The 23,579-nt window shown below is 42.0% G+C and carries 28 protein-coding genes; 18 read left to right on the plus strand and 10 right to left on the minus strand.

What is annotated here, in order from left to right; translation table 11 throughout:
- Positions 1–134: 134 nt before the first annotated feature.
- Complete coding sequence (def, locus tag V1497_RS07405) at positions 135–686, minus strand: peptide deformylase (protein WP_349410338.1); 552 nt, start codon at positions 684–686, stop codon at positions 135–137.
- Positions 687–927: 241 nt separating this feature from the next.
- Between def and V1497_RS07410 the strand changes: the two genes are divergently transcribed.
- The 5 genes from V1497_RS07410 (at position 928) to lpdA (ending at position 6,982) form a co-directional block, all read left to right on the plus strand.
- Positions 928–1,602 (plus strand): YkyA family protein, encoded by a 675-nt coding sequence (locus V1497_RS07410; RefSeq protein ID WP_349410339.1) that lies wholly within the window; start codon positions 928–930, stop codon positions 1,600–1,602.
- A 503-nt stretch (positions 1,603–2,105) separates the two neighbouring features.
- Positions 2,106–3,191 (plus strand): pyruvate dehydrogenase (acetyl-transferring) E1 component subunit alpha, encoded by a 1,086-nt coding sequence (gene pdhA / locus V1497_RS07415; protein ID WP_349410340.1) that lies wholly within the window; start codon positions 2,106–2,108, stop codon positions 3,189–3,191.
- Positions 3,192–3,194: 3 nt separating this feature from the next.
- Positions 3,195–4,172 (plus strand): alpha-ketoacid dehydrogenase subunit beta, encoded by a 978-nt coding sequence (locus V1497_RS07420; protein ID WP_349410341.1) that lies wholly within the window; start codon positions 3,195–3,197, stop codon positions 4,170–4,172.
- Between the two features lie 57 nt (positions 4,173–4,229).
- Positions 4,230–5,567, plus strand: coding sequence for a dihydrolipoamide acetyltransferase family protein (locus V1497_RS07425; RefSeq protein ID WP_349410342.1), 1,338 nt, complete (start codon positions 4,230–4,232; stop codon positions 5,565–5,567).
- A gap of 2 nt (positions 5,568–5,569) precedes the next feature.
- The gene (lpdA, locus tag V1497_RS07430; RefSeq protein WP_349410343.1) at positions 5,570–6,982 is read left to right on the plus strand and encodes a dihydrolipoyl dehydrogenase; all 1,413 of its coding nucleotides are present in this window, start codon (positions 5,570–5,572) and stop codon (positions 6,980–6,982) included.
- A 69-nt stretch (positions 6,983–7,051) separates the two neighbouring features.
- Here lpdA and V1497_RS07435 read toward each other — a convergent pair whose 3' ends face one another.
- On the minus strand, positions 7,052–7,438 hold the full coding sequence (locus V1497_RS07435) for a hypothetical protein (protein WP_349410344.1): 387 nt from the start codon (positions 7,436–7,438) through the stop codon (positions 7,052–7,054).
- A gap of 196 nt (positions 7,439–7,634) precedes the next feature.
- On the opposite strand from V1497_RS07435, the gene V1497_RS07440 reads away from it, so the two are divergent.
- On the plus strand, positions 7,635–7,868 hold the full coding sequence (locus V1497_RS07440) for a hypothetical protein (RefSeq protein WP_349410345.1): 234 nt from the start codon (positions 7,635–7,637) through the stop codon (positions 7,866–7,868).
- Positions 7,869–7,911: 43 nt separating this feature from the next.
- Here V1497_RS07440 and V1497_RS07445 read toward each other — a convergent pair whose 3' ends face one another.
- Positions 7,912–9,414 (minus strand): glycine betaine uptake BCCT transporter, encoded by a 1,503-nt coding sequence (locus V1497_RS07445; RefSeq protein WP_349410347.1) that lies wholly within the window; start codon positions 9,412–9,414, stop codon positions 7,912–7,914.
- Between the two features lie 228 nt (positions 9,415–9,642).
- Between V1497_RS07445 and V1497_RS07450 the strand changes: the two genes are divergently transcribed.
- Positions 9,643–10,485: a polysaccharide deacetylase family protein gene (locus V1497_RS07450; protein WP_349410348.1), complete on the plus strand. Its 843-nt coding sequence runs from the start codon at positions 9,643–9,645 to the stop codon at positions 10,483–10,485.
- Positions 10,486–10,539: 54 nt separating this feature from the next.
- Here the strand turns inward: V1497_RS07450 and V1497_RS07455 are convergent, their stop codons facing one another.
- On the minus strand, positions 10,540–10,941 hold the full coding sequence (locus V1497_RS07455; protein WP_349410349.1) for a DUF1885 family protein: 402 nt from the start codon (positions 10,939–10,941) through the stop codon (positions 10,540–10,542).
- A 203-nt stretch (positions 10,942–11,144) separates the two neighbouring features.
- Between V1497_RS07455 and V1497_RS07460 the strand changes: the two genes are divergently transcribed.
- A complete protein-coding gene (locus V1497_RS07460; RefSeq protein WP_349410350.1) occupies positions 11,145–11,444 on the plus strand; it encodes a DUF3055 domain-containing protein in 300 nt (99 codons plus the stop codon).
- A gap of 197 nt (positions 11,445–11,641) precedes the next feature.
- On the plus strand, positions 11,642–11,770 hold the full coding sequence (locus tag V1497_RS07465; RefSeq protein WP_349410351.1) for a GapA-binding peptide SR1P: 129 nt from the start codon (positions 11,642–11,644) through the stop codon (positions 11,768–11,770).
- Positions 11,771–11,820: 50 nt separating this feature from the next.
- Here the strand turns inward: V1497_RS07465 and V1497_RS07470 are convergent, their stop codons facing one another.
- Complete coding sequence (locus tag V1497_RS07470) at positions 11,821–13,296, minus strand: aminotransferase class I/II-fold pyridoxal phosphate-dependent enzyme (RefSeq protein WP_349410352.1); 1,476 nt, start codon at positions 13,294–13,296, stop codon at positions 11,821–11,823.
- 185 nt (positions 13,297–13,481) lie between these two features.
- On the opposite strand from V1497_RS07470, the gene V1497_RS07475 reads away from it, so the two are divergent.
- Positions 13,482–14,438: a nitronate monooxygenase gene (locus V1497_RS07475; protein WP_349410353.1), complete on the plus strand. Its 957-nt coding sequence runs from the start codon at positions 13,482–13,484 to the stop codon at positions 14,436–14,438.
- A 199-nt stretch (positions 14,439–14,637) separates the two neighbouring features.
- On the opposite strand, the gene V1497_RS07480 is transcribed toward V1497_RS07475, so the two are convergent.
- On the minus strand, positions 14,638–15,288 hold the full coding sequence (locus V1497_RS07480; RefSeq protein ID WP_349410354.1) for a DUF1054 domain-containing protein: 651 nt from the start codon (positions 15,286–15,288) through the stop codon (positions 14,638–14,640).
- Positions 15,289–15,499: 211 nt separating this feature from the next.
- On the opposite strand from V1497_RS07480, the gene V1497_RS07485 reads away from it, so the two are divergent.
- From V1497_RS07485 to V1497_RS07495, 3 genes are all read left to right on the plus strand, one after another.
- Positions 15,500–15,688, plus strand: coding sequence for a hypothetical protein (locus tag V1497_RS07485; RefSeq protein ID WP_349410355.1), 189 nt, complete (start codon positions 15,500–15,502; stop codon positions 15,686–15,688).
- An 86-nt stretch (positions 15,689–15,774) separates the two neighbouring features.
- Positions 15,775–16,578 carry an inositol monophosphatase family protein gene (locus V1497_RS07490; protein WP_349410356.1) on the plus strand — a complete coding sequence of 268 codons (804 nt, stop codon included), beginning with the start codon at positions 15,775–15,777 and terminating at the stop codon, positions 16,576–16,578.
- Positions 16,578–17,048, plus strand: coding sequence for a GNAT family N-acetyltransferase (locus tag V1497_RS07495; RefSeq protein ID WP_349410357.1), 471 nt, complete (start codon positions 16,578–16,580; stop codon positions 17,046–17,048). Before V1497_RS07490 ends, V1497_RS07495 begins: the two co-directional genes overlap by 1 nt.
- Positions 17,049–17,129: 81 nt before the next feature.
- On the opposite strand, the gene V1497_RS07500 is transcribed toward V1497_RS07495, so the two are convergent.
- Positions 17,130–17,321: a YlaF family protein gene (locus tag V1497_RS07500; protein ID WP_349410358.1), complete on the minus strand. Its 192-nt coding sequence runs from the start codon at positions 17,319–17,321 to the stop codon at positions 17,130–17,132.
- Positions 17,322–17,461: 140 nt separating this feature from the next.
- On the opposite strand from V1497_RS07500, the gene typA reads away from it, so the two are divergent.
- From typA to V1497_RS07515, 3 genes are all read left to right on the plus strand, one after another.
- Positions 17,462–19,309, plus strand: coding sequence for a translational GTPase TypA (gene typA, locus V1497_RS07505; RefSeq protein WP_349410359.1), 1,848 nt, complete (start codon positions 17,462–17,464; stop codon positions 19,307–19,309).
- 21 nt (positions 19,310–19,330) lie between these two features.
- A complete protein-coding gene (locus V1497_RS07510) occupies positions 19,331–19,651 on the plus strand; it encodes a YlaH-like family protein (protein WP_349410360.1) in 321 nt (106 codons plus the stop codon).
- 279 nt (positions 19,652–19,930) lie between these two features.
- The gene (locus V1497_RS07515; protein ID WP_349410361.1) at positions 19,931–20,200 is read left to right on the plus strand and encodes a hypothetical protein; all 270 of its coding nucleotides are present in this window, start codon (positions 19,931–19,933) and stop codon (positions 20,198–20,200) included.
- 1 nt (position 20,201) lies between these two features.
- Here V1497_RS07515 and V1497_RS07520 read toward each other — a convergent pair whose 3' ends face one another.
- Entirely contained in the window at positions 20,202–20,402 is a 201-nt protein-coding gene (locus tag V1497_RS07520; protein WP_349410362.1) for a YlaI family protein, read from the minus strand.
- Between the two features lie 150 nt (positions 20,403–20,552).
- On the opposite strand from V1497_RS07520, the gene V1497_RS07525 reads away from it, so the two are divergent.
- Positions 20,553–21,014 carry a pyridoxamine 5'-phosphate oxidase family protein gene (locus V1497_RS07525; protein WP_349410363.1) on the plus strand — a complete coding sequence of 154 codons (462 nt, stop codon included), beginning with the start codon at positions 20,553–20,555 and terminating at the stop codon, positions 21,012–21,014.
- Positions 21,015–21,092: 78 nt separating this feature from the next.
- On the opposite strand, the gene V1497_RS07530 is transcribed toward V1497_RS07525, so the two are convergent.
- Together V1497_RS07530 and V1497_RS07535 are read right to left on the minus strand one after the other, a co-directional pair.
- The gene (locus V1497_RS07530) at positions 21,093–21,677 is read right to left on the minus strand and encodes a YhcN/YlaJ family sporulation lipoprotein (protein ID WP_414703635.1); all 585 of its coding nucleotides are present in this window, start codon (positions 21,675–21,677) and stop codon (positions 21,093–21,095) included.
- Between the two features lie 193 nt (positions 21,678–21,870).
- On the minus strand, positions 21,871–22,368 hold the full coding sequence (locus tag V1497_RS07535) for a peptidyl-prolyl cis-trans isomerase (RefSeq protein WP_349410365.1): 498 nt from the start codon (positions 22,366–22,368) through the stop codon (positions 21,871–21,873).
- 110 nt (positions 22,369–22,478) lie between these two features.
- Between V1497_RS07535 and glsA the strand changes: the two genes are divergently transcribed.
- Positions 22,479–23,408, plus strand: coding sequence for a glutaminase A (gene glsA / locus V1497_RS07540; RefSeq protein ID WP_349410366.1), 930 nt, complete (start codon positions 22,479–22,481; stop codon positions 23,406–23,408).
- Positions 23,409–23,579 lie beyond the last annotated feature (171 nt).

Below are 23,579 nucleotides of genomic sequence, written 5' to 3' on the forward strand. Positions count from 1 at the left end.
AATCTATTCAAGCTTGTCCTTGTCTGTCTGTACGATTGGAACATGGTAAACGCATATTTTTTGGCAAAATAAAAAAGACTGGCGTTATTTTCGCCAGTCTTCTTAATGCGAACTATGAAATTTTAGTGGTAATGTTATCGACCAATCGAAATCCCGTCCGGTCTTTCAAACGGATTCTCTTTGTTGATATGGTCATAGAACATTACCCCGTTCAGGTGATCAATTTCATGTTGGAAGACAATCGAGGGGAGACCTTTTAATTTCAATTCGATTTCTTGACCATCTACATCGACCGCTTTAACTTTGATCTTATGATAGCGGGGAACAAATCCAGGTACTTCTCGGTCGACTGAGAGGCAGCCCTCGCCCCCTTCGAGATAGGCTCTTTGAACAGAATGGCTGACAATTCGTGGATTGAATAAGGCATGGCTATATTCCATTCCATCTTCATCTTCAACAAGAACTGCAATCATTCGTTTACTGATGCCGATCTGTGGTGCTGCTATTCCGATCCCAGGTCGTAGATTATATTTGACGCTCATTTCAGGGTCTTGACTATTGACCAAGAATTGATGCATCTTTTTCAAGGTTTCCCGGTCTTCCTCAGAAGGTGGCAATTGTACCGCTTCTGCTCGTTCGCGTAAAACGGGTGCACCCTCTCTTACTACATCATTCATCGTAATCATATTTTCAACTCCTCAAATCATGCTGTCTTACTTTAAACGTTCCAAAAAGCATTGTGATTATTTTAACACAATTTTGTTTTTAAAAGAATATGTGCCCAAAACAGGAAATGTTCATCTTCCGTTCTAAAACCAAAGAATCGGTCATAATTTACTATTATCCTTGTCCTGTATAATTTTCCTTGTATAGCAATATGGAAACGTATATCATAAATATTTAGAGAAGAATTCGATAGGGGGAACCATGTTGTTCAGCAGAAAATCAGGTATCATCATGATTTTATTCACATTATCGGTGCTATTGGCAGGTTGTACAGCGGGGCAGTCAGTCGAGGAGAAAATGTATGAACATCTTGAACAGGCAGTCACTTTGGAACAAGGTTTTGCCGATGTGCAACAGCCACTTGTGGAGGCTGAAGAAAAGGAACAGAAGCTCTTCAGTGAAATCATGACTCTAAGTATGAAGGAGTTCGAACAGATCAAGAAAATGGCGGACGAAGCTTCGGGTTTAGCTGAAACACGTCAAGAGCTGCTTCAAAAAGAAAAGGAAAGTATAGATACAGCTTACGAAGAATTCAAATCAATCGAGGAAATGGTCGACCAATTAGAAGAAGAGAACCTGAAATCAATCGCAAAAGAACTTACTCAAAAAATGAAGGATCGTCATGAAAGTTATAACAAGCTGAATGAAGCTTACAGCAAAGCACTGAAAATGGATCTTGAGTTATATGCAATGCTGAAGAAGGAAGACCTATCACTGGATGAGTTGAAGGCATTCACTGAGGAACTCAACCTTCAATATGATGAAGTACTGAAAAGTCAAAACGAATTTAATGCATTGACAGATGAATATAATGAAAAGAAACAAACATTTTATCAAGAAGCAGGCTTCACAACTGAAAAACCGGATGCTGCTTGATGAGGGGCAAACCGATCTGAAAAGGTCGGTTTTTTATTTTTTCATCCAAAGATTTCGTCAATCCTAAAAAAGCCTATTGTAAAAGGGATGCATTGTAATAGTACAGATGGTTTTTCTATACTAATACAGAATGAATTACATCATGGTGGCCAACGCACTTAAGATCAGGGAAATACATAGAATAGACAATATGATTGACGTGTTTTGAGGATGTAGTGTAAACTAAAACCCATACGTAGTTGTACTAATGAAATGGATTATTTTTATTGGTACAGTTTTTTGTTTCTGCACCAGTATATACGATCGTCAGGAACGATTATTCAGCTTGGAAAAAGGGTAAAGCATGTTGTAGTCAGTTAGAAGGGAAACTTACGAAAACCTGTGGGTTTAGTCATGCTTTCGTACAAAAGTGGACAATCTAAGTATTGTGTATATATTGTCTGGTTGTTTCTAATAAAGACACATCATGCAACTTTTTAATATGAAAGGAAGAGGTGACCTTCATGGGTACAAAAACCCTAACACAAATTGAAGAGGAATTTGAAACATTCCAAATTCTGAACGAAGAAGGCGAAATTGTTAACGAGGATGCAATGCCTGATCTATCAGATGAAGACTTGCAAGAATTGATGACACGTATGGTCTATACGAGGATATGGGATCAGCGTGCAATCTCCCTTAACAGACAGGGACGTCTAGGATTTTACGCACCTGTAGCAGGCCAAGAAGCTTCTATGTTAGGAAGCCAATACGCATTGGATAAAGAAGATTTCATCCTGCCAGGTTATCGTGATGTGCCTCAAATCGTCTATCATGGACTACCGCTTTATCAAGCGTTCTTATTCTCTAGAGGACATTTTCATGGTAACCAGATTCCTGAGGGTGTAAATGTTATTTCTCCACAGATTATCATTGGTGCACAAATCACCCAAACAGCAGGAGTTGCGTTAGGACTTAAAAAACGTGGCAAGAAGAATATCGCGATTACTTACACAGGTGATGGTGGAGCCTCCCAAGGGGACTTCTATGAAGGAATCAACTTCGCAGGAGCGTTCAATGCACCAGCTGTATTTGTCGTACAGAACAACCGCTTTGCAATCTCCGTACCAGTAGAAAAGCAATCTGCTGCTAAGACGATTGCACAAAAAGCTGTTGCAGCTGGAATTCATGGTGTACAAGTTGATGGTATGGATGTTCTTGCTGTATACGCAATTACGAAGCAAGCTCGTGAACGTGCGATTAATGAAGAAGGTCCATCACTGATTGAAACGCTTACGTACAGATATGGACCACATACAATGGCCGGAGATGACCCAACCCGTTACCGTACGGAAGAAATGGACGACGAATGGGAAAAGAAAGACCCGCTTGTACGTTTCCGTAAATTCCTAGAAGGCAAAGACCTATGGTCAGAAGAGAAAGAAAACGAGGTTGTTGAAAAGGCGAAAGAGGATATCAAAGCTGCGATCAAAAAAGCAGACGAAGCGCCGAAACAAAAAGTTACAGACTTGATTGACATCATGTATGAAGAGCTTCCTAAAAATCTACAGGAGCAAATGGAAGAATATAAAGAAAAGGAGTCGAAGTAAGCCATGGCCCAAATGACGATGATTCAAGCGATCACTGATGCGATGCGCATTGAATTGAAAAATGATGAGAACGTTTTGATCTTTGGGGAAGATGTAGGTCAAAATGGAGGCGTGTTCCGCGCAACTGAAGGTCTTCAAAAAGAATACGGTGAAGATCGCGTCTTTGATACCCCGCTTGCAGAGTCTGGAATCGGAGGTCTTGCAATTGGACTTGCATTGCAAGGATACCGTCCAGTTCCTGAAATCCAGTTCTTCGGATTCGTATACGAAGTAATGGATGCGATTTCCGGGCAGATGGCTCGCATGCGTTACCGTTCTGGTGGACGCTACAATGCTCCAATCACCGTTCGTTCTCCATTTGGTGGGGGCGTTAAGACTCCGGAGCTTCACGCAGACAGTCTTGAAGGATTAATGGCTCAACAGCCTGGATTGAAGGTTGTCATCCCATCAACTCCATACGATGCAAAAGGTTTATTGTTAGCTGCTATCCGTGACAACGACCCTGTCATTTTCTTGGAGCATATGAAGCTTTATCGTTCTTTCCGAGGAGAAGTTCCTGAGGAAGAATATACGATCGAAATTGGTAAAGCGGATGTGAAAAGAGAAGGTAAAGATGTGACCATCATTACTTATGGTGCAATGGTACACTCTTCACTTAAAGCAGCAGAAGAACTTGAAAAAGAGGATATCCAAGCAGAAGTCATCGACCTTCGTACAGTAAGTCCGCTTGATATTGATACAATCATTGAATCTGTCAATAAGACTGGACGTGCAATTGTCGTACAAGAAGCACAAAAGCAAGCTGGAGTTGCAGCGAATGTCGTAGCAGAGATCAATGATCGTGCGATTCTATCATTAGAAGCACCAGTGTTGCGTGTAACTGCACCTGACACAGTGTTCCCATTCTCTGCTGCGGAAGATGTATGGCTTCCTGATTACAAGGATATTGTGGAGAAAGCGAAGCAAGTAATCGATTTTTAAGCGAAAAAGAGATGAACTCTCCAGTCAGAGTATATACAAAACAAGGAGGCGAACCCTGTGGCGTTTGAATTTAAACTGCCGGATATCGGTGAAGGTATCCATGAAGGCGAAATCGTGAAATGGTTTGTCAAGAAGGGAGACGAAATCAAGGAAGATGATATCCTTCTTGAAGTACAAAACGATAAAGCTGTCGTGGAAATCCCGTCCCCATATGACGGTACAGTAAAAGACATTAAAGTAGATGAAGGAACCGTAGCAGTTGTCGGTGATGTCCTTCTTACAATTGAAGCTGAAGGTTATGAAGGCGAAGAAGAGGCTGAAGAATCTGAAGCGAAAGAAGAAAAGAAGGAAGAAAAGCAAGAAGACAAGCAGGAAGCGAAAGAAGAAAAGAAAGATGAAAAGCCTGCTGAAGATGAAAAAGAAGAAACAAAAGCAGAACCGGCTTCTGAAGAAGATAACGATCCTACAAACCGTGTGAAGGCTATGCCATCTGTACGTAAGTATGCTCGTGAAAAGGATGTCAACATCAAGAAGGTACAAGGATCTGGCAAGAACGGACGTATCTTGAAAGAAGACATTGACGCTTATCTTGAGGGTGGACAAGAAACAACACAGGAAGAAGCGACTCAAGAAACTGAAGCGAAGCAAGATGAGAAAGCTGCAGATGCAAAACCAGCTGCTGCAGCGCAGCAACAGCTTGAAACACGTGAGAAATTGAAGGGTATGAGAAAAGCGATTGCAAATGCGATGGTGAATTCAAAACATACGGCTCCTCACGTTACGCATATGGATGAAGTCGTCGTGACTGACTTGGTCGCTCATCGTAAGAAGTTTAAAGAGGTTGCTGCTGATAAAGGCATTAAGCTTACTTACCTTCCATATGTCGTGAAAGCATTGGTTTCTGCATTGCGTGAGTATCCGATCTTGAATGCATCAATTGACGATAAGAACGAAGAGATTGTTCATAAGCACTATTACAATATCGGTATTGCTGCTGATACGGACGCTGGACTTGTTGTTCCGGTCATCAAAGATGCTGACCGTAAATCGATCTTCACGCTTTCAGATGAGATTAATGAATTGGCAAAGAAAGCGCGAGATGGTAAGCTAACAACGGATGAAATGAAAGGAAGTACTTGCACGATCTCGAACCTAGGATCTGCAGGTGGACAATGGTTCACTCCGATCATCAACCATCCAGATGCTGCAATTCTTGGTGTCGGACGTATCCAAGAAAAGCCGGTCGTTGAAAATGGCGAAATCGTAGCTGCTCCTGTACTAGCGGTATCCATCAGCTATGACCACCGCCTAGTAGACGGAGTAACTGCACAGAACGCCTTGAATCATGTGAAGCGTTTATTGAACGACCCACAACTATTGATAATGGAGGCATAAAAATGGTAGTTGGAGATTTTGCTGAAGAAATTGACACACTCGTCATTGGATCAGGTCCCGGGGGATATGTAGCTGCAATTCGAGCTGCTCAAATGGGACAAAAGGTGACGATCGTCGAAAAAGGCGATATTGGTGGAGTATGTCTTAACGTAGGTTGTATCCCTTCAAAAGCAGTCATTAATGCAAGTCATCGTTTCGAGCACGCGCAACATTCAGATGACATGGGGATTACAGCTGAAAATGTCAAGGTCGATATGAGCAAGGTTCAAGAATGGAAAGCTGGTATCGTCAAGAAGCTTACAGGTGGAGTAGAAGGTCTTCTTAAAGGTAACAATGTTGAAATTGTAAAAGGGGAAGCCTACTTCTCTGATACAAACACCGTACGTGTTACAAAAGATGAATATACTTCTCAAACGTACAAGTTCAAGAATTGTATCCTTGCGACTGGTTCCAGCCCAATCGAACTTCCGTCCTTCAAGTGGAGCGATCGTGTGATCTCCTCTACAGGAGCACTTGCTTTGACAGAAGTGCCGAAGAAGATGGTTGTCATCGGTGGAGGTTATATTGGAATCGAGCTCGGAACGGCATATGCAAACCTTGGTACTGAGGTGACCATCCTTGAAGGTGGTAAGCAAATCCTTCCTGGATTCGAAAAACAGATGAGCACGCTTGTTTCTCGCCGACTTAAGAAAAAAGGTGTAGAAATCATTACGGATGCAATGGCTAAAGGTGTCGAAGAATCTGACGATGGTGTCAAAGTGACAGCTGAAGTCAAAGGTGAAGAAAAGTCATTTGACGCTGATTATGTCCTCGTCACTGTTGGTCGTAAGCCGAACACAGAAGAACTTGGTCTTGAGCAAATCGGTGTCAAAATCAATGACAAAGGTTTGATCGAGGTAGACAAGCAAGGTAAAACTTCTGTAGATGGCTTGTACGCAATCGGAGATATCGTACCTGGTCCAGCTCTTGCTCATAAAGCTTCTTACGAAGGTAAAATTGCTGCAGAAGCGATTGCTGGTGAAGCTGCTGAAATTGACTATCTTGCGATTCCAGCTGTCGTATTCAGTGATCCTGAGCTTGCAAGCGTTGGATACTCTGAAGCTGAAGCGAAGGACGCAGGATTTGATGTCAAAGCTTCCAAGTTTCCGTTTGGAGCAAATGGACGAGCGTTGTCATTGAACGATGCAGAAGGATTCATGAAGCTGATTACCCGTAAAGAAGACGGTCTTGTAATCGGTGCGCAAATTGCAGGCCCTAACGCTTCTGATATGATTGCTGAATTAGGACTAGCGATTGAAGCAGGTATGACGGCAGAGGATATCGCGATGACGATCCATGCCCACCCGACTCTTGGGGAAATTACGATGGAAGCAGCTGAAGTTGCAATCGATCTACCGGTTCACATCGTTAAGTAATGAGTTGAATAATAAGCGAAAGGCTGTCGAGATTTTTCTCGACAGCCTTTTTTTATATGCTTCCTATAGTCAATTTGAATAAGCTGCTTCTAGCTCTTTCTGAATGGTATCCACGTTCCGCTCTCCTGTAACCCGTACCATTTCCTTTTGGCCATTCAATACAATGATTGTTGGAAACGTATCAATCTGATAATGCTTCACTAAGTCTACATCGTCCTTTTGAATGACAGATATTGAATTCAGCTTGTTCGGATATTTCTTTCGAAGTGATAACAATGCATCATAATAAAAGTGTTCGATATCCTGTTGTTTTTTCGAAGAAAAGACGAGTGTATGGATTTTATCTGCATCGAGATTCATTGATAATCGCTCATCGTTCGTAGTGAATTGACAGCTACTTAATACCATTATCATCATTAATGAGGCTGAAAGAAATCCAATGGATCTAAATTTCATGGAGTTCACTTCTTTCATCTATATGTTTCGAACGGTTAAGATGAGTTTAACATGGATTTGTGTCGATTCTTGCTTCGTTTCTGATTCGTAAATGAAATGTTACAGAATTGCAACTTTAGAGGTGAATTATTGTGGTCGTAATAGGAATGTAAACATCATATAGATATAAGGGGAATAGGACGAAGGAGGGAGGAATTTGTATACTGTCTTGATTCTGTCATCCGTACAGATGACGATTTGGAGCTTTTACGCTTTAGTCACCTATTTATCCCATCGTGATCCTTCTCTTTTCGAATATATCCTTCTGATCATCTTCTGTTATTTCGGCTATCTATTCGGAGTATATCTTCGTAGTCCGAAGATCTATTCTGGCGTATCAAGCTGTCTGGGGGCAGGAGCTTATTTGTTATACAAATATATGGTCACATAAAAAAATGGAGAGACGGATGTCTCTCCATTGTGTCCAGAATTCATTATTTTTTATTCAACTTATAGTCTTCCTTCAATGCCTTCATGATGGCGAATATGATGAAGATCAATATGAAGGTGAACGGGAAGGCGGCGATGATCGAAGCCGTTTGTAAAGCCGTCAAACCTCCAGAATAGAGCAGGATTGCTGCAGAGGCAGCAACGACACCGCCCCAAATGAATTTGATGTAGTTGGAAGGGTTCAAGCTTCCGCCTGTTGTCTGCATACCAAGTACAAATGTTGCTGAGTCGGCTGATGTGATGAAGAATGTACTGATCAGTAAGATCGCGATGATAGACATCACACCACCGAGTGGGAATTGTTCAAACAGACCGAACAACGCCACCTCAGCTCCCATTTCGGTCATGAGGGAATACAGTCCTGATCCTTCCATACGTTCTTTATAGACAGCTGATCCACCGAATACGGAGAACCACAGGCCACCAAAGATGGTCGGAACTAACAGGACACCAAGAACGAATTCTCGGATTGTACGTCCTTTCGAAACACGTGCGATGAACATTCCGACAAATGGTGCCCAAGCAATCCACCATGCCCAGTAGAACACTGTCCATGACTGGATCCAGCCTTGCTTCGTTTCACTATATGGTCCGAGTGTGAAACTCATACTAGGCAGGTTTTGAATGTATGAGCCTAGCGTCTGAGTGAATACGTCCATGATGAAGTTCGTAGGACCTGCGAACAACAGGAAGAACATAAGCCCGATTGCAAGGACGATATTCGTATTACTTAAGTATTTGATTCCTTTGTTCAAACCAGTTGAAGCTGACAGGATGAACAAGACGGTTACAACTGCGATGATGACTAATTGCGTGATCTTCGTGTTCTCAATACCATCAAAAACATAAGACAATCCACCACTGATTTGGGCTGCCCCGAAACCTAACGAGGTTGCGACTCCGAATACAGTTGCGAAAACAGCGATGACATCAATCAGGATACCAATAGGCCCATTGACTCGATCACCTAAAAGCGGCCTGAAAATGGCACTGATTAATCCAGGAGCACCTTTACGGAATTTGAAGTAGGCAAGTGCCAATCCGATTATTGTATATATGCCCCATGGGTGAAGTCCCCAGTGGAAAAATGCATATCGTAATGATGCACGGGCTGACTCAACCGTTTCTCCATTTCCGGATGGAGGATCATAATAATGATATAACGGTTCAGCGACACCCCAGAAAACAAGACCAATTCCCATACCGGCACTGAAAAGCATGGCAAACCAAGTGATAAGGTTATAGTCTGGTTCATCGTCATCATTACCGAGTTTGATTTTTCCATATCGGCTGAAAATCAGGTAGATGGAGAAAATCAAAAATGCGGTAGCTGACAATAAGTAGAACCAGCCAAATTTAATCTGTAAAAACTCTTGTATAGCACTCGTCTTCTCTTGGAGGCCATCTGGAGATAGTACGCCCCAAAGAATGAAGATGAATGCAATGATGAATGAAATGATGAATACTTTGTTGAATTTCTTCTTCATATTGTTGCTCCTTTCTTATATTTTTTAAAACACGTTTTCCATTGTACTGAAAAACTCTATCTCTTTTCAAGGATTTTGCTAGTCTTTTCATACTAAATTTCAATGTAGCTATACCCTATTTTGTACCTATATAACCAATCTATACGGGTTTTTAGGTGTTTCGCCTCTTTCTTTACAATTTTAGTCAATTTATACTTGTTGAAGATAAACAGAAAAAGGGGAGTCAACATGAAACAACTACTGATCTGGATGCTCGTCCTGGTGCTGGCGGGCTGTGCTGCATCACCTGCGAATGAGAAACCGGTTGAGCAAGACACAGAAGAAACAGAGGATCAATCTAAGGAAGAATCTCCAACTGAAGGTGAAGAAGGGGATAATGAAGAAGAGGCTACGGATGAAGAAAATCAATCTGAAGAGGAAGAAAAACCGACAGAAGAAGAACCTGAAATTTCATACACCATTAACCCTGCGAATTGGACGTTGAAAGCTGAAGGAGAAGCCGACTCAAAGGTCGTGTTATTAACGATTGATGATGCTCCAGATAAACATGCTTTGGAAATGGCTGAAAAACTGAAAGAGTTGGATGTACCTGCGATATTTTTTGTGAATGGGCACTTCATGGATACGAAAGAAGAGAAAGCGATCGTCAAACAGATCCATGAGCTTGGGTTCCATATCGGAAACCATACGATGACACACTCCAATCTATCCAAAATTTCAGAAGAGAAGCAACGTGAAGAAATCGTCCAATTATCTGGAGTAATTGAAGAGGTTACAGGAGAAGCACCAATCTTCTTTAGAGCACCCTTCGGTGTCAATACGGATTATGCTAAAAAGGTCCTTAAAGAACAAGGTATGACATTCATGAACTGGACCTATGGCTATGATTGGGAGAGGGAGTACCAAACCTCAGCAGCGATTGCCGATATTATGGTGAATACACCATTGCTAACAGATGGCGCCATTCTTTTGATGCATGATCGTACATGGAGTAATGAGGCTCTTGTAGAGATCGTGAAGGGATTACGGGATAAAGGCTATTCATTCGCCGATCCTTCCCATATCAAGTAATCTCTGCAATAAAAAAGGGGCCGCTTCTTTTAAAAGCAGCCCCTGACTATTACATTAGCGTTTATAATAATACATGACTCTTCCATTGAACAGATGAAGTTCTCCCGCCAGTTTTTTTGCTAAGAATTTGCAGAATTCATTCGCTTTTCCTTTGTCGCCATGAGTAGACCCTTCTGGAAGAACGATTTGGATGTGATCATTTCCTTGATTGCCTGTCCCCACGATTATGTATTGATAGTCTTCTTCAAGCCCTTTAAGCAAAAGATATTTTCTACCTTCTTGTTCCTGGTGTTTTACCTGATAGGGGAATGCAGCAGTCCCATATTCCCAGCTTAATTGCTCACCTGTTTTGGTAGTGATTTCTTTATAATAATGAATCAAATTCTCAACTTCATCCAATTGGATTGTTTGCTGCTTCGATTTCTCTACCAATTTCACATAAGCACTATTGGACACCTTTTTCACTCCTGTCTAAGAATTCCTCTTTTTTCTAATAGTATCATTAGCATTGTGAAATTGACAGTCAATGTGTATCTGAAAATGCAAGCATGGATTGTAACCGAACTGAAAAGAAAATCTCACGTTAAAAAGTTGTTATTTTATTGCTGGCTGAGTATAATTAATAATAATATTCAAAATATTCAGGAGGAGGGCGTGGTATGGATCTTTTTGACAAACTCTATGATGAAGACGAAACGGTAAAAGTACGGTTTGTAGGATTTACAACCGAACATGTCCGCTACGATTTTGGGATCGTGTATACGAATATGTTCTTTGGTAAACCGCTCGTCGTTTGCATGCAAACCGGGCGCTCCACATTAATGGATGCGGCCGATTTGAAGAACACCGAGAGTATTCAGAAGGCCTTCAAGATTCACTCGAAAAAGGAAGCTGAGGAACTAGCCTCATTCTTTGAAGAGTCACTCCCGTTCTCACCAATCGCAGAACAATATGATTAAAATCAACAGTGCCCGGCATTCCGAGAGAGAATGTACGGGCTTTTTAATTTGATCTCCATGCTCGCGAAGCGTAACGAAAACATATTCATGTAATATATGTCATACAATTTAGCCTTGACAATTTATATATGACATCATATTATGGTTGTAACGATACAATAAAGCGCTTACAACAAGTGCTGGAGAGGGGATGGACAATGGGCACAGTTATTTGTCAGACATGTAATTCTACAATTGAACATTTCGATGTTGAAAAGGTAACGACGTTATATTCCAACTGTCCTGACTGTAAGCAAAAGAGAAAAAGCGGTAAGAAAAACGCCTAGATATAGTTAAAAAACCGCCTCATTAAATGAGGCGGTTTTTCTTATTTCACCTAAAAGATCGGTTTGTGTTCCTTGATCACTCTGATCGTTTTCAGCGATTCATCTTCAGGACCTTGAACAGGTAAGCCTGCAGAAATGTTTTCGAAGATATAATCGATGTTTTCCTGAGTTATAATTTCTCCTGGTATGAAGATCGGAATACCAGGGGGATAGACCATTACAAATTCAGCGATGATCCGCCCCGCTGACTCCTCGATCGGTACACTCTCCGTATCAGCATAAAACGCATCCCGAGGGGAAAGCGATAATACTGGAATACCCGGTACGCTGACAGGAACAGCCTTCTCCACCTTGTTCCCTGAATGGTGATGCTCACGAGCTAATTCAGTAAGTGCTGAAATGAGCTGGTCTACTTCTGTTTCGGTGTCACCTGATGTGATGATACAAAGGATGTTATAAAGATCAGAAAGCTCTACTTCAATATTGTGTTTCTCCCGTAACCACAGCTCTACATCATAGCCTGAAATCTTGAGTTCCTTCACAGAAATAATGAGCTTGGTCGGATCGTAATCATACGTTGCAGGTGTACCTAAAATTTCTTTTCCGACGCAATGGATGTTCGGAATTTCATTGATGCGTTTCCGAGCTGACTCTGCAAGATGGATGGCTTGTTCAGCCAATTCTCTTCCATGAATGGCAAGTCTCCTTCTTGCTACATCCAATGAGGCTAGGAGGATGTATGAGGTTGATGTCGTCGTCATCATACTTAGAATGGATTGGACCCTCTCAGGAGAGACCAGATTCCCGCGCACATTCAAAATCGAGCTCTGAGTCAAGGAGCCTCCTAATTTATGAACACTTGTAGCGGCCATATCCGCTCCCGCCTGCATAGCTGACAGAGGCAAGCGTTCATGGAAGTGGATGTGCACACCATGAGCTTCATCGACTAAGACAGGAATATCAAATGAATGAGCGAGGTTTACGATTTCACGCAAATTTGCACTTATCCCGAAATACGTTGGATTAATGACAAGAAGCCCTTTCGCATCAGGATGCTGCTCTAAGGCTTTCTTGACAGATTGCGTCGTAATCCCATGTGAGATCCCGAGCTCTGGATCGATATCTGGATGGATGAACACCGGTACAGCTCCAGAAAAGATAATGGCAGACATGACGGATTTGTGTACGTTTCGCGGGATAAGGACTTTTTCACCTGGTTTACATACGGAAAGGATCATCGCCATGATCGCCCCACTCGTACCTTGAACAGAAAAGAATGTATGGTCGGCACCAAAAGCTTCCGCAGCAAGCTGATGAGCTTCCTTTATCATACCGTGTGGATGATGGAGATCATCCAATGGACCAATGTTGATCAAGTCGATGGACAACGCATTTTCCCCTATGAATTCTCTGAATTCAGGATCCATCCCCCGACCTTTTTTATGTCCTGGAATATGGAATTGTATTGGATTTCGTTTGGCATGATTCAAAAGACCGGTAAAAAGCGGTGTTGCGTTTTGAGACAATCATTACACCTCATTTATATGAATTTTACAATTTTCGTTCTATGATAAAATGATAAAACAAAACAAAGTATATCAAATTTACGTCGTGTTGTATGTAGTTTTTCTTTGGATTAATGGTATACCCTGATCATTGTGATTGAAACAGCGTTCTTTTCTAAAAACTAGAATGTCGGAGGGTCCAGGATATGAATTGGAATACGAAACTTACAAGCTTGTTAGGAATTGAATACCCGATCATACAGGGAGGGTTAGCGTATCTTGCCTATTCTGAATTGGCTGCTGCAGTATCCAATGCAGGAGGACTAGGACAAATCACTGCAATGTCCATGGCATCACCGGAGGAGTTAAGAGTTGAAATCAGAAAAGTGAAGGAGATGACGAGCCATCCATTTGGTGTGAATTTTGCCATTGGACAACATGGTCGGCCTTTTGAACATATGCTAGATGCAGCAATTGAAGAAGAAGTCCCTGTCATTAGCATGACTGGAGGAAACCCTACCCCCGTTTTCGAACGGTTGAAGGATACCGACGTAAAAAAATTGGTCCTTGTTGCTTCCAGGAGGCAAGCAATAAAAGCGGAACAACTTGGTGCAGATGCAGTCATGGTTGTTGGACAGGAAGGAGGAGGACACATTGGCAAGGATGATGTAAGCACAATGGTATTGACCCCGCAAGTAGTGGATGACGTATCCATTCCAGTTGTCGCGTCCGGTGGTATCGGTGATGGAAGAGGGCTGATGGCTGCAATGGCATTAGGAGCGGAAGGAATTGAAATGGGGACGAGGTTCATAGCGACGAAGGAATGTGTCCATGCACATGAGGCCTATAAACAAGCATTGATAAGCGGGGAAGAGACAGGCACTGTTTTAATAAAAAAATCATTGGGAGCCCCAGGCCGTGTTGTCAGAAATGAATGGGCTGACAAAATTATAGAAATGGAAAAAGAAAATCAAGGATATGAAAAAATGAAAGACTACATATCAGGTGAGGCGAACCAGGAATTTGCGATCCAAGGAAAATTGAATGAAGGCTTCGGATGGGCAGGCCAGGTGATGGGTAGAATTAAAGACACACCTACCGTAGATGAGTTATTTAACCGGATTCTTTCAGAAGCTGAACAAATCAGATTGAAATGGGGATAAAAGCAAGAGAGTTGTCAACCTGAAGCTTTTAGAATTCCCAACTTTCTTTTTACAGAGCCTAATATTCAAAAGACCAAGCAGGCAAACAGCCTGCTTGGTCTCTTTTTGTCTTTTACTCGGAACAATTTATAGATTTATTTCAATTGTGGTGATAAATACCTATACGTCCCTTCCAATACAGTAATATAATACATTAACTTTAAATGGATTCGTGTGATGCATAGATCCCGCTGGCGTATCGATAAAGAGGGAGAAGTGTATTGAATGTACGGTCCATTTCTGAAAGTAATCCTTCACCGTCTTGAAGTAATCGATCATCATTAGGAATGTGGATTCCACATAGCAGTTCGGCTTTTTTGATATCCCTAAGACGGGTAGTCATTTCAACGAATTTTTCCTTGTCAACATCACTGTTTCGAATGGCATCAGGCTTCGTATGATCAATCGACCAAACGAAATGTTCGGGAATTTGAGCGAGTATTTCATCTTGATTGTTAAGAAGCGTTTCTGCAAAGTCCTTTTTAATAGGAGATTCATAAATCACAGCGAACCATACGAACAGATGACTTTGGAACAATCCGATTTGAAAATGCGGTAACTTTTTATAACCCCGTTTACTGTTGGCGAATGCTACCCAGGTATCCTCTGGAGGATTCACGGTCCTTCGGGCATGTTTTGCAGTATGATAGTACATTTCATCACCAGTAGCTGCAGATAATGTTGGAGCGAAATACTCACCAAGTTGTTCAAGTTTAGGTCTGATTTGGGACTGAATCCCTTCCATTCTTGCTTCCAGTCCTTGTATCTTGAATACATTGAAATCCTCAGTTGTGAAACCTTTAAACGACATATGATTCACCTCTATTGATTGTTAAGCTGAATTCTACCACATCCGAGGAACCGATATCAAAATTGTAAACCAAGGCGTTAGAGCATTTTTGAAGAAGGGTGAGGGATGTAAAAAAAGAAGATGGAATATTTGTTTAAATATTCAGAATAGTATGTTTAATACAAGCTGGAAGTCCAGGGAAAGTAATAAAAGAAAAGGAGTGTGAGTTACCATGAAACAAGTGATTCAAACGCTGAAAAAGACGGAGGCAGAGCGACGAATCCCAGTTCTTCGATTAGAAATCGATTATGAATTGGCAACTCTACACGATGCACTCGTAGCAAAAGATCCAGAACAAATCAAAAGGTCGAAGAAAAAATTAGAACGATTGAGACAAGAAATGTTACAATTAGAGGCATAATAATTGTAAATTGGATAGAACGAACCTACAATAACGGGGTTCGTTTTTTGTGAGAAAATATATAACATACATAGAGGAGTGACAATGTGTCGACTGACTGGGAAAGAATATACGAACATGCGATTGAATGGGCATACGAAGCCGGTACGATCATACGGGATTCTTTCAGAAAACAATTGACCATCGAAACGAAATCCAATGCAGACGATCTGGTGACCAATATGGATCGGGAGGTCGAAAATTTCCTTATTGACAGGGTCAGAAAATATTATCCTGATCATCAAATCCTCGGGGAAGAAGGAAGCGGGGATGACGTCCAATCTTTAGAAGGGACAGTCTGGATTATCGATCCGATTGATGGAACGATGAATTTTGTGCATCAGCAAACGAATTTTGCGATTTCCATAGCCGTCTATCATGAAGGGATCGGCAAGGTTGGTGTCATATACAGCGTTGTCAACGATGAAATGTTCCATGCAAGGGCAGGGAATGGCGCATATTTGAACAAGCTCGAATTACCGAGACTTGAACATGTGGAATTGGATAAGTCAATTATCGCATTGAACGCAACCTGGCTTACGAATAATAAAAGGATGAATCCGAGCCTCCTCTTGCCGATCGTGCAATCGTGCAGAGGGACAAGGTCTTATGGTTCAGCAGCCATAGAACTTGCATTCGTTGCGGCTGGACGTCTGGATGCTTATATTACGATGAGACTTTCACCATGGGACTTTGCTGCAGGGAAAATTCTCATTGAGGAAGTCGGTGGGACCATAACCAACTTAGATGGCGAACCACTGAACCTTTTAGATCGGAATTCCATTTTTGCAGGTGCGTCTGATTTGCATGAACATATCCTTGAGAAATATCTTACGAATGGTGAGGGTTGATGCACGTAAGAAATCTTATCTCGGATGACCTCCCGATGATGGTCGATTGGTTCGTTGAATCACAGGACTGGATAGCAGAAGAAGGCTTGCTTTCATCCGAGATAGATGTACAGAGAATTCAAGTATGGATGTCACTTTATGAAAAGTATGAGGGAGAATGGCTTGTATGGTTGAAGGATGAAAGTCCGATAGGAATGACTTTCCATGTCTTATCTGCACCATCAAATCAAAAGCCGTGGATCGGGATGGTAATGGTCAATCCATTGTATAGACGGAGGCACTTCGGTGTTGAAGTTGTGGAACGTATCGTTGAACAGATTTCCAAAGAGGGTACTGACATCGTTTATGCCGCCAGTCCATTCAAGCGTCTCTCTTGGATAAGGTTTCTTGGGGCCTGCAGTTTCGAGCAGATCGGATTAGAGAAATCTCCAGGAGGAAAAGAGTATATCAAATTCGCTAGATCTACCTGATCATAGCTACAGGGAACTTGGAAGCGTGCTCGCCTCCTTGATCGTTCCCTGTTTTGCTTTTTGTTGATTACTTCCAAAGGATCAACTGTTATTATGGTCTTGCTCACGGAACCTTTTTTTCAATGTAAAACCGACCCCCATCAGGATGAAAGTGGCGGTTATTGCGATAATGGCAAGTGGTAGGCTTTTCTCGCCTATAGCTACGCCAATCAATGCGATGCAAAACGTTACGGATAACGATATTAAAATGAAGATGACGGATTGCTTGTTCATTGTTTACCCTCCTATCCATAGTGTATCGAAAAATGGAACAAAGAAAAAGATTTCATTTTATGCTATAATAGAAAAGTTGAAAAAGAACTCGTTTGACACGAATAAGTAGGGGATATTCCCCATATTAAGGAGAGATTTAAGTGAATCTTCGAGAAGAACTTCGAAACATAGCGATCATCGCCCACGTTGACCACGGTAAAACGACATTGGTCGATAAGTTACTACACCAATCAGGTACATTCCGAGACAACGAACAAGTCAGTGAACGTGCTATGGATTCGAACGATCTAGAAAAAGAACGCGGAATTACGATTCTTGCGAAAAATACAGCAATTAACTATAAAGATAAACGGATCAACATCATGGATACACCTGGACACGCAGACTTCGGTGGTGAAGTAGAACGTATCATGAAAATGGTAGATGGTGTCCTGTTGCTTGTGGATGCATACGAAGGCTGTATGCCCCAAACACGTTTCGTATTGAAAAAAGCATTGGAACAGAAATTGACACCAGTTGTTGTCGTCAATAAGATCGACCGACCGTTCGCTCGCCCAGCTGAAGTAGTGGATGAAGTACTCGATTTATTCATTGAACTAGGTGCAGATGACGATCAATTAGAATTTCCGGTCGTGTATGCATCAGCCCTGAATGGAACAGCAAGTACAGATCCGGACCCTGAAAAGCAAGAGGACAATATGTCAGCGATTTTTGAATCCATTCTAGAGCATATTCCTGCACCGGTTGATACAAGTGACGAACCACTGCAATTCCAAGTGGCATTGCTGGACTACAATGATTACCTCGGTCGTATCGGAATTGGTCGTGTATTCCGTGGAACGATGAAGGTCGGTCAGAGCGTTGCTTTGATGAAGCTGGATGGCTCTGTTAAGAAATTCAGGGTCACAAAGCTATTCGGTTTCCTTGGATTGAAACGGATTGAAATTGATGAAGCCAAGTCTGGAGACTTAGTTGCGGTATCCGGTATGGAGGAAATCAACGTTGGAGAGACGGTCTGTCCTGAAGAGCATCAAGAAGCTCTTCCGATTTTACGTATTGATGAGCCGACGATCCAGATGACTTTCCTAGTCAATAACAGTCCTTTCGCAGGGCGTGAAGGAAAGTACTTGACGAGCAGAAAAATTGAGGAAAGATTGAACCAGCAGCTTGAGACGGATGTAAGCTTACGGGTTGAGAACACGGATTCTCCTGATGTTTGGACGGTTTCAGGCCGTGGAGAGTTGCACCTGTCCATTTTAATCGAAAACATGAGACGAGAAGGATATGAGCTTCAAGTATCGAAACCTGTCGTTATCATCCGTGAAATCGATGGTCAAAAGTGTGAACCGGTTGAACGTGTCCAAATCGATGTGCCTGAAGAACATACAGGTGCAATCATGGAATCCTTAGGTGCACGTAAAGGTGAAATGGTCAACATGGTGAACCAAGGAAATGGTCAAGTACGACTAGAATTCTTGGTACCTGCACGTGGATTGATCGGATATACAACTGAATTCCTTACATTGACAAGAGGTTATGGAATCCTGAACCATTCCTTCGATAGTTACCAGCCGGTCATCCAAGGGAAAATCGGCGGACGTAGAGAAGGTGTACTCGTTTCAATGGAATCAGGTAAAGCGTCCCAATATGGAATTCTGAATGTAGAAGACCGTGGAACGATCTTCGTTGAACCAGGAACAGAAATTTATGAGGGAATGATTGTCGGCGAGCATAATCGTGAGAATGACATCACAGTCAACCTTACGAAAGTGAAGCAATTGACTAACATGCGTTCCGCAGGGAAAGACAACACTGTCTCAATGAAAAAACCTCGTGTCATGACACTTGAAGAAGCCCTTGAATACTTGAACGATGATGAGTATTGCGAAGTAACACCGGAATCGATCCGTTTGCGTAAGAAGATTCTTGATAAAAACGAACGTGAACGTCTCGAGAAGAAGAAGAAGCTGGCTCAGCAAAATTCATAATAAGAAAAGGAGACGGTACTGATGGGTGTAGATATTAATGAACGTCTTCAATTCTTCGCCAGGTTATACCAGGTCGATCAGAACCCTCAAATGGGGATGTGGTTCTTGTATCTTACAGTCCTATTCTTATCTATCCTCGTGTTTAAGTTAGGGTTTTCAAGAAAACTGCCGATCATTAAAGCAGCGATCGTCTATATTTTCCTGGCACTCGGGTGTACGATATTGACCTTTTTCGCCGTTTTCCTTCCTGTAACAGAAGGCTTGATGGTTGCAGCGGCTATATTGGTCATCTATAAGGTTCGATTGCACCAATCAAAGAAAGAACAAAGCGAGTCATCTTAGAATAAGGCTCTGTTTAAGGAATGTTGTTGAAATTGAACAGCTTCAGGCGGACGCTTTCCGCGGGCAACGCTTCAGCCTCCTCGACCTTGCTCTGCGGGGTCTTCAGCTGTTGCTTTTCCCGCTGGAGTCGCCGCCTTACGCTTCTATAATATCAACAATAAAAGCTAACAGAGCCTAAAATAAAGAAGTTTGATCGTTTTGAAGCATATTAAAAACAGCTCAGTTTCGAACTGGGCTGTTTTGATATCTACATATATACACAATAAGGGGGATGTAAAGATGAACTTACAAGACACCTTATACAATTGGCTCAGCATTAAAAAAGTCTATGAAGAACGTCAAGATGATATGGCAGCGAAAGATACCTTTGAATTTTTTGAAGAAATACTTCGAGACGATCATCATCTCGAAAATATATCGATCGACAAGAAACCGCCAATGTACATCGTCAGCTATACCATTGAAGGAGAAGAACAATCGAAACAATTTCCGATTGAATTGATCGATGCATTGTATGAGTCCATCGAATCTGAACCAAAATATAATTGATTTACCATGCTTCGTCTTCAGCTTGCTGGCTATACGTTATGAAATTACCTGAAGCTTTACGTTCTTCAGTACGTTCTTTAATCCTTGCATGACATGCTTGGCACATGTAAGTATGGATCGGTCGGTTTCTTAATTTTTTCGCCAGTGGGCTTTGGTCGTCAAGTTTTTCAATTTTATCACATAAAACACATTTGACACGCATATGATCCACCTCTTTCTAGGACCAGTATACCACGAATGAGCGCTACTGTATAAGCCGACCTGATTAGGAGGGTTCTGCTTATTGCTGTCGAATGTATGTAGTAACCAAAAGAATGAAATGTCACACTCTTACGGAAAAGGAGCTGGTTAAATGGCAACCAAACGCGCAACCACCTTGAATGAAAATCAATTCCAACACTTGCAGAAAGAGTGTTATGTGCTTGTCACAACCGTTGATCCTGCTCTTCATACACCTTACGTAAATGCGATTTCCTGGGTTTATGCACCAGATGTCGAAACAATTATCTTTGCGATAGACAGTCGGTCGAAGGCAGTGCAGAACATTAATGAGAATGAAAATGTATCCATTACTTTAATCGAAGATGAGACGACTTCCGTAGTAAATGGAACTGCAGAGGTGATGGAGGAGCAGATGGATGCTGTCCCGATCAAGCTCTCCATGATCAAGGTCCATGTATCAGAAGTGAGAGATGCCATGTTTTATGGAGCGAAGATTTCACAGCCTCCTGAATATGAAAAAACATATGACCCACAAGCTGCAGCAAGGCTCGATCGCCAGGTCATGACAGCATTAAAGAGACGTCCTTCATAACGTGACAAAAGGGTGCCCGTTGAATTCGGACACCCTTTTTTATGTGGTTTATTTTCTGTTATTTTGTTTTTTAAAGGTCTATTGTTGTTCCTTTACTCGGTCAGGCTCGGATGGCGTACTTTTCCCTTGTTTCTCCTGTTGATTTTGCAAGTCATTTTCTCGATCCTGAGGGAGATTTTTATCATTCTTTCGTATTGGATCAGGTTCCTTCTTATTGATTTGACCAGGGACTTCAGGAATCAATCTGCCGGTAATGGCCGCCAATTCTTCTAAGATTCCAGCCACCGGTTTCCCTTCGCCGATTTGTCTGCCCATTTCTCTTATACGTGAGAATAAATCCGGATCTGCTGTGATTGCTGCATTGGCTCCATAAGGATCATTCTGTAAGGCTTCTGCAACGCTATATTTTACTGACCCGACTCTTGAGCGATCTAGGTTATCATCAACATCTATCCCGACAATCGCATATTTGCCGAAGACGACTGCGGTCGCATCTTTGACATCAGGTACTTTCGTTGCTAGATCGACAAGCCTTTTTGAAATTTGACGTGAGCTCTTCCGTTCTTCTTGGTTATATTCAACGCTTTGTCTGACTTCGATCGGTTTTGTATCATCAGCGATTGTTTCATCTTGAGGCTCATTCTGACAAGAAATAAGGATCATGAAGAAAGACAAAATGATTAAACGAGGAAGTTTCCGCAAGGTTTTTCATCCTTTCATGAAAATCAGATTACGGTTATTCTTCGTTCAATCTTCTAACTTTATACAACCAGGCATACAATAATGTGCGAGGAAATACCGAACAAAAGCTGCCCCAATGACTTTTTCATCAGGCCAGCTTTTGTGTCAATTAAATTTATCTGATTTCGAGCCGTACAATATGTCGGATTGGTTCCTTTCGATTCGAGCCATCCCCATAGTAAAAGTGAACAGGACCATCTTCCTTTAAAGGCTTTCCTTCTTTTGAAAACCCTAAAATCCCAGCTTGGGCCTCCTTTAACGTCATTTCAACGGTTTCATCGTTGGAGGTATGCAAAATCACGTGTTCAGCATGATCTTCTGGTTCAGCATTTTCTAAAAATGGCATGAGGGGAATACCGTAAGAATTTGAGAACATTTCCTCTTTATCGTATTTCACCTTATTCTCATTCGTCATTGCCGGAATCTTTGCGCCCTCTTTTCGTTCTCTATCCCAATGCTCTGCTATCTGCTTTGTATAATGGTCTTCTGCCTGCAAGGGCTCTTCATCAAAGTAGGTATCAAGATTGACCTTCCGATCATCGAAGATCCATACTCCTGGGTCTAAAGTAATCGGATATTTGACATTTCCTTCTATAAAAACGATTGATTCCAACAAGATCACTCCTTATAAAAATTCCGTAATAAGTATATCGTTCCATCTTCAATTTGTCACATTAGGGTATAGTAACAAATAGAATGTGATTTTGGAGGTGTGGATGTCAGATGTATTGTGAAACAGATGAAGAACTGATGGAACTCGTTGAAAGGGCAAGGAGATACACGGATCAAGGGAAGGTCGCAAGCTATATTCCTGCATTGGAAAGAGCGAATCAAAACGATCTTTCATTAGCCTTGTATTACTCGAACGGCAAGTGTGTAAAAGCTGGTGACGTCGAAAAGAAATTCACTCTTCAAAGTGTTTCGAAGGTATTGACCTTAGCATTGGCAATCATGGACCGCGGCGAAGAGGAAGTGTTCAGTAAAGTGGGGATGGAGCCTACTGGAGACCCATTCAATTCCATCGCCAAGCTTGAAACACAGATTCCTGCGAAGCCTCTGAACCCGATGATCAATGCTGGAGCTCTTGTCGTAACGAATATGCTGACAGGTCATTCCGTACATGACAGATTAGGGCGGCTCCTGTCTTTGATCCATGATATGACGAACAATTCGATGATCGACATCGATGAAGAAGTAGCGCAGTCTGAATACGAAACCGCACACTTGAATCGCTCGCTTTGCTATTTCATGAAGCAGCATGGGATCATTGAGGGGGATATCGAGGAGTTGATGGATGTTTATACGAAGCAGTGTGCCATCCAGGTTACGTGCTATGATCTGGCCAGAATCGGAGTGGTTTTAGCCAATAAGGGGCTGGATCCCCAATCGAACAGAAGGATTCTGCCTGAGCGGATCGCCACGATCGTCAAGACCTTCATGGTTACTTGTGGTATGTACAATGCTTCAGGAGAATTTGCAATCCAGGTTGGAATCCCGTCCAAAAGTGGTGTGTCAGGAGGAATCCTTGCATTGGTACCACCTTCCATCGGTGTAGGTGTATATGGTCCAGCATTGAATGACAAAGGGAACAGCATAGGCGGGGTCAAATTGTTAGAAATGCTTTCTCAACGCTATGATTTGAGTATATTTTAGGCTCTGTTATCTTTTATTCTTGATTTTTAAGATTATTGAAGCGTAAGGTGGCGACTCCTGCGGGAAAAGCAACAGCTGAAGACCCCAACGAGTAATTAAGGATCTTCGACTAAAAGCCACCACGTCCTATGGTGAACATCGAAGCCACCACATCCTGTGGAAGTGAGGAGG

The organism is Pseudalkalibacillus sp. SCS-8 (genome assembly GCF_040126055.1).
GTDB lineage: Bacteria > Bacillota > Bacilli > Bacillales > Fictibacillaceae > Pseudalkalibacillus > Pseudalkalibacillus nanhaiensis.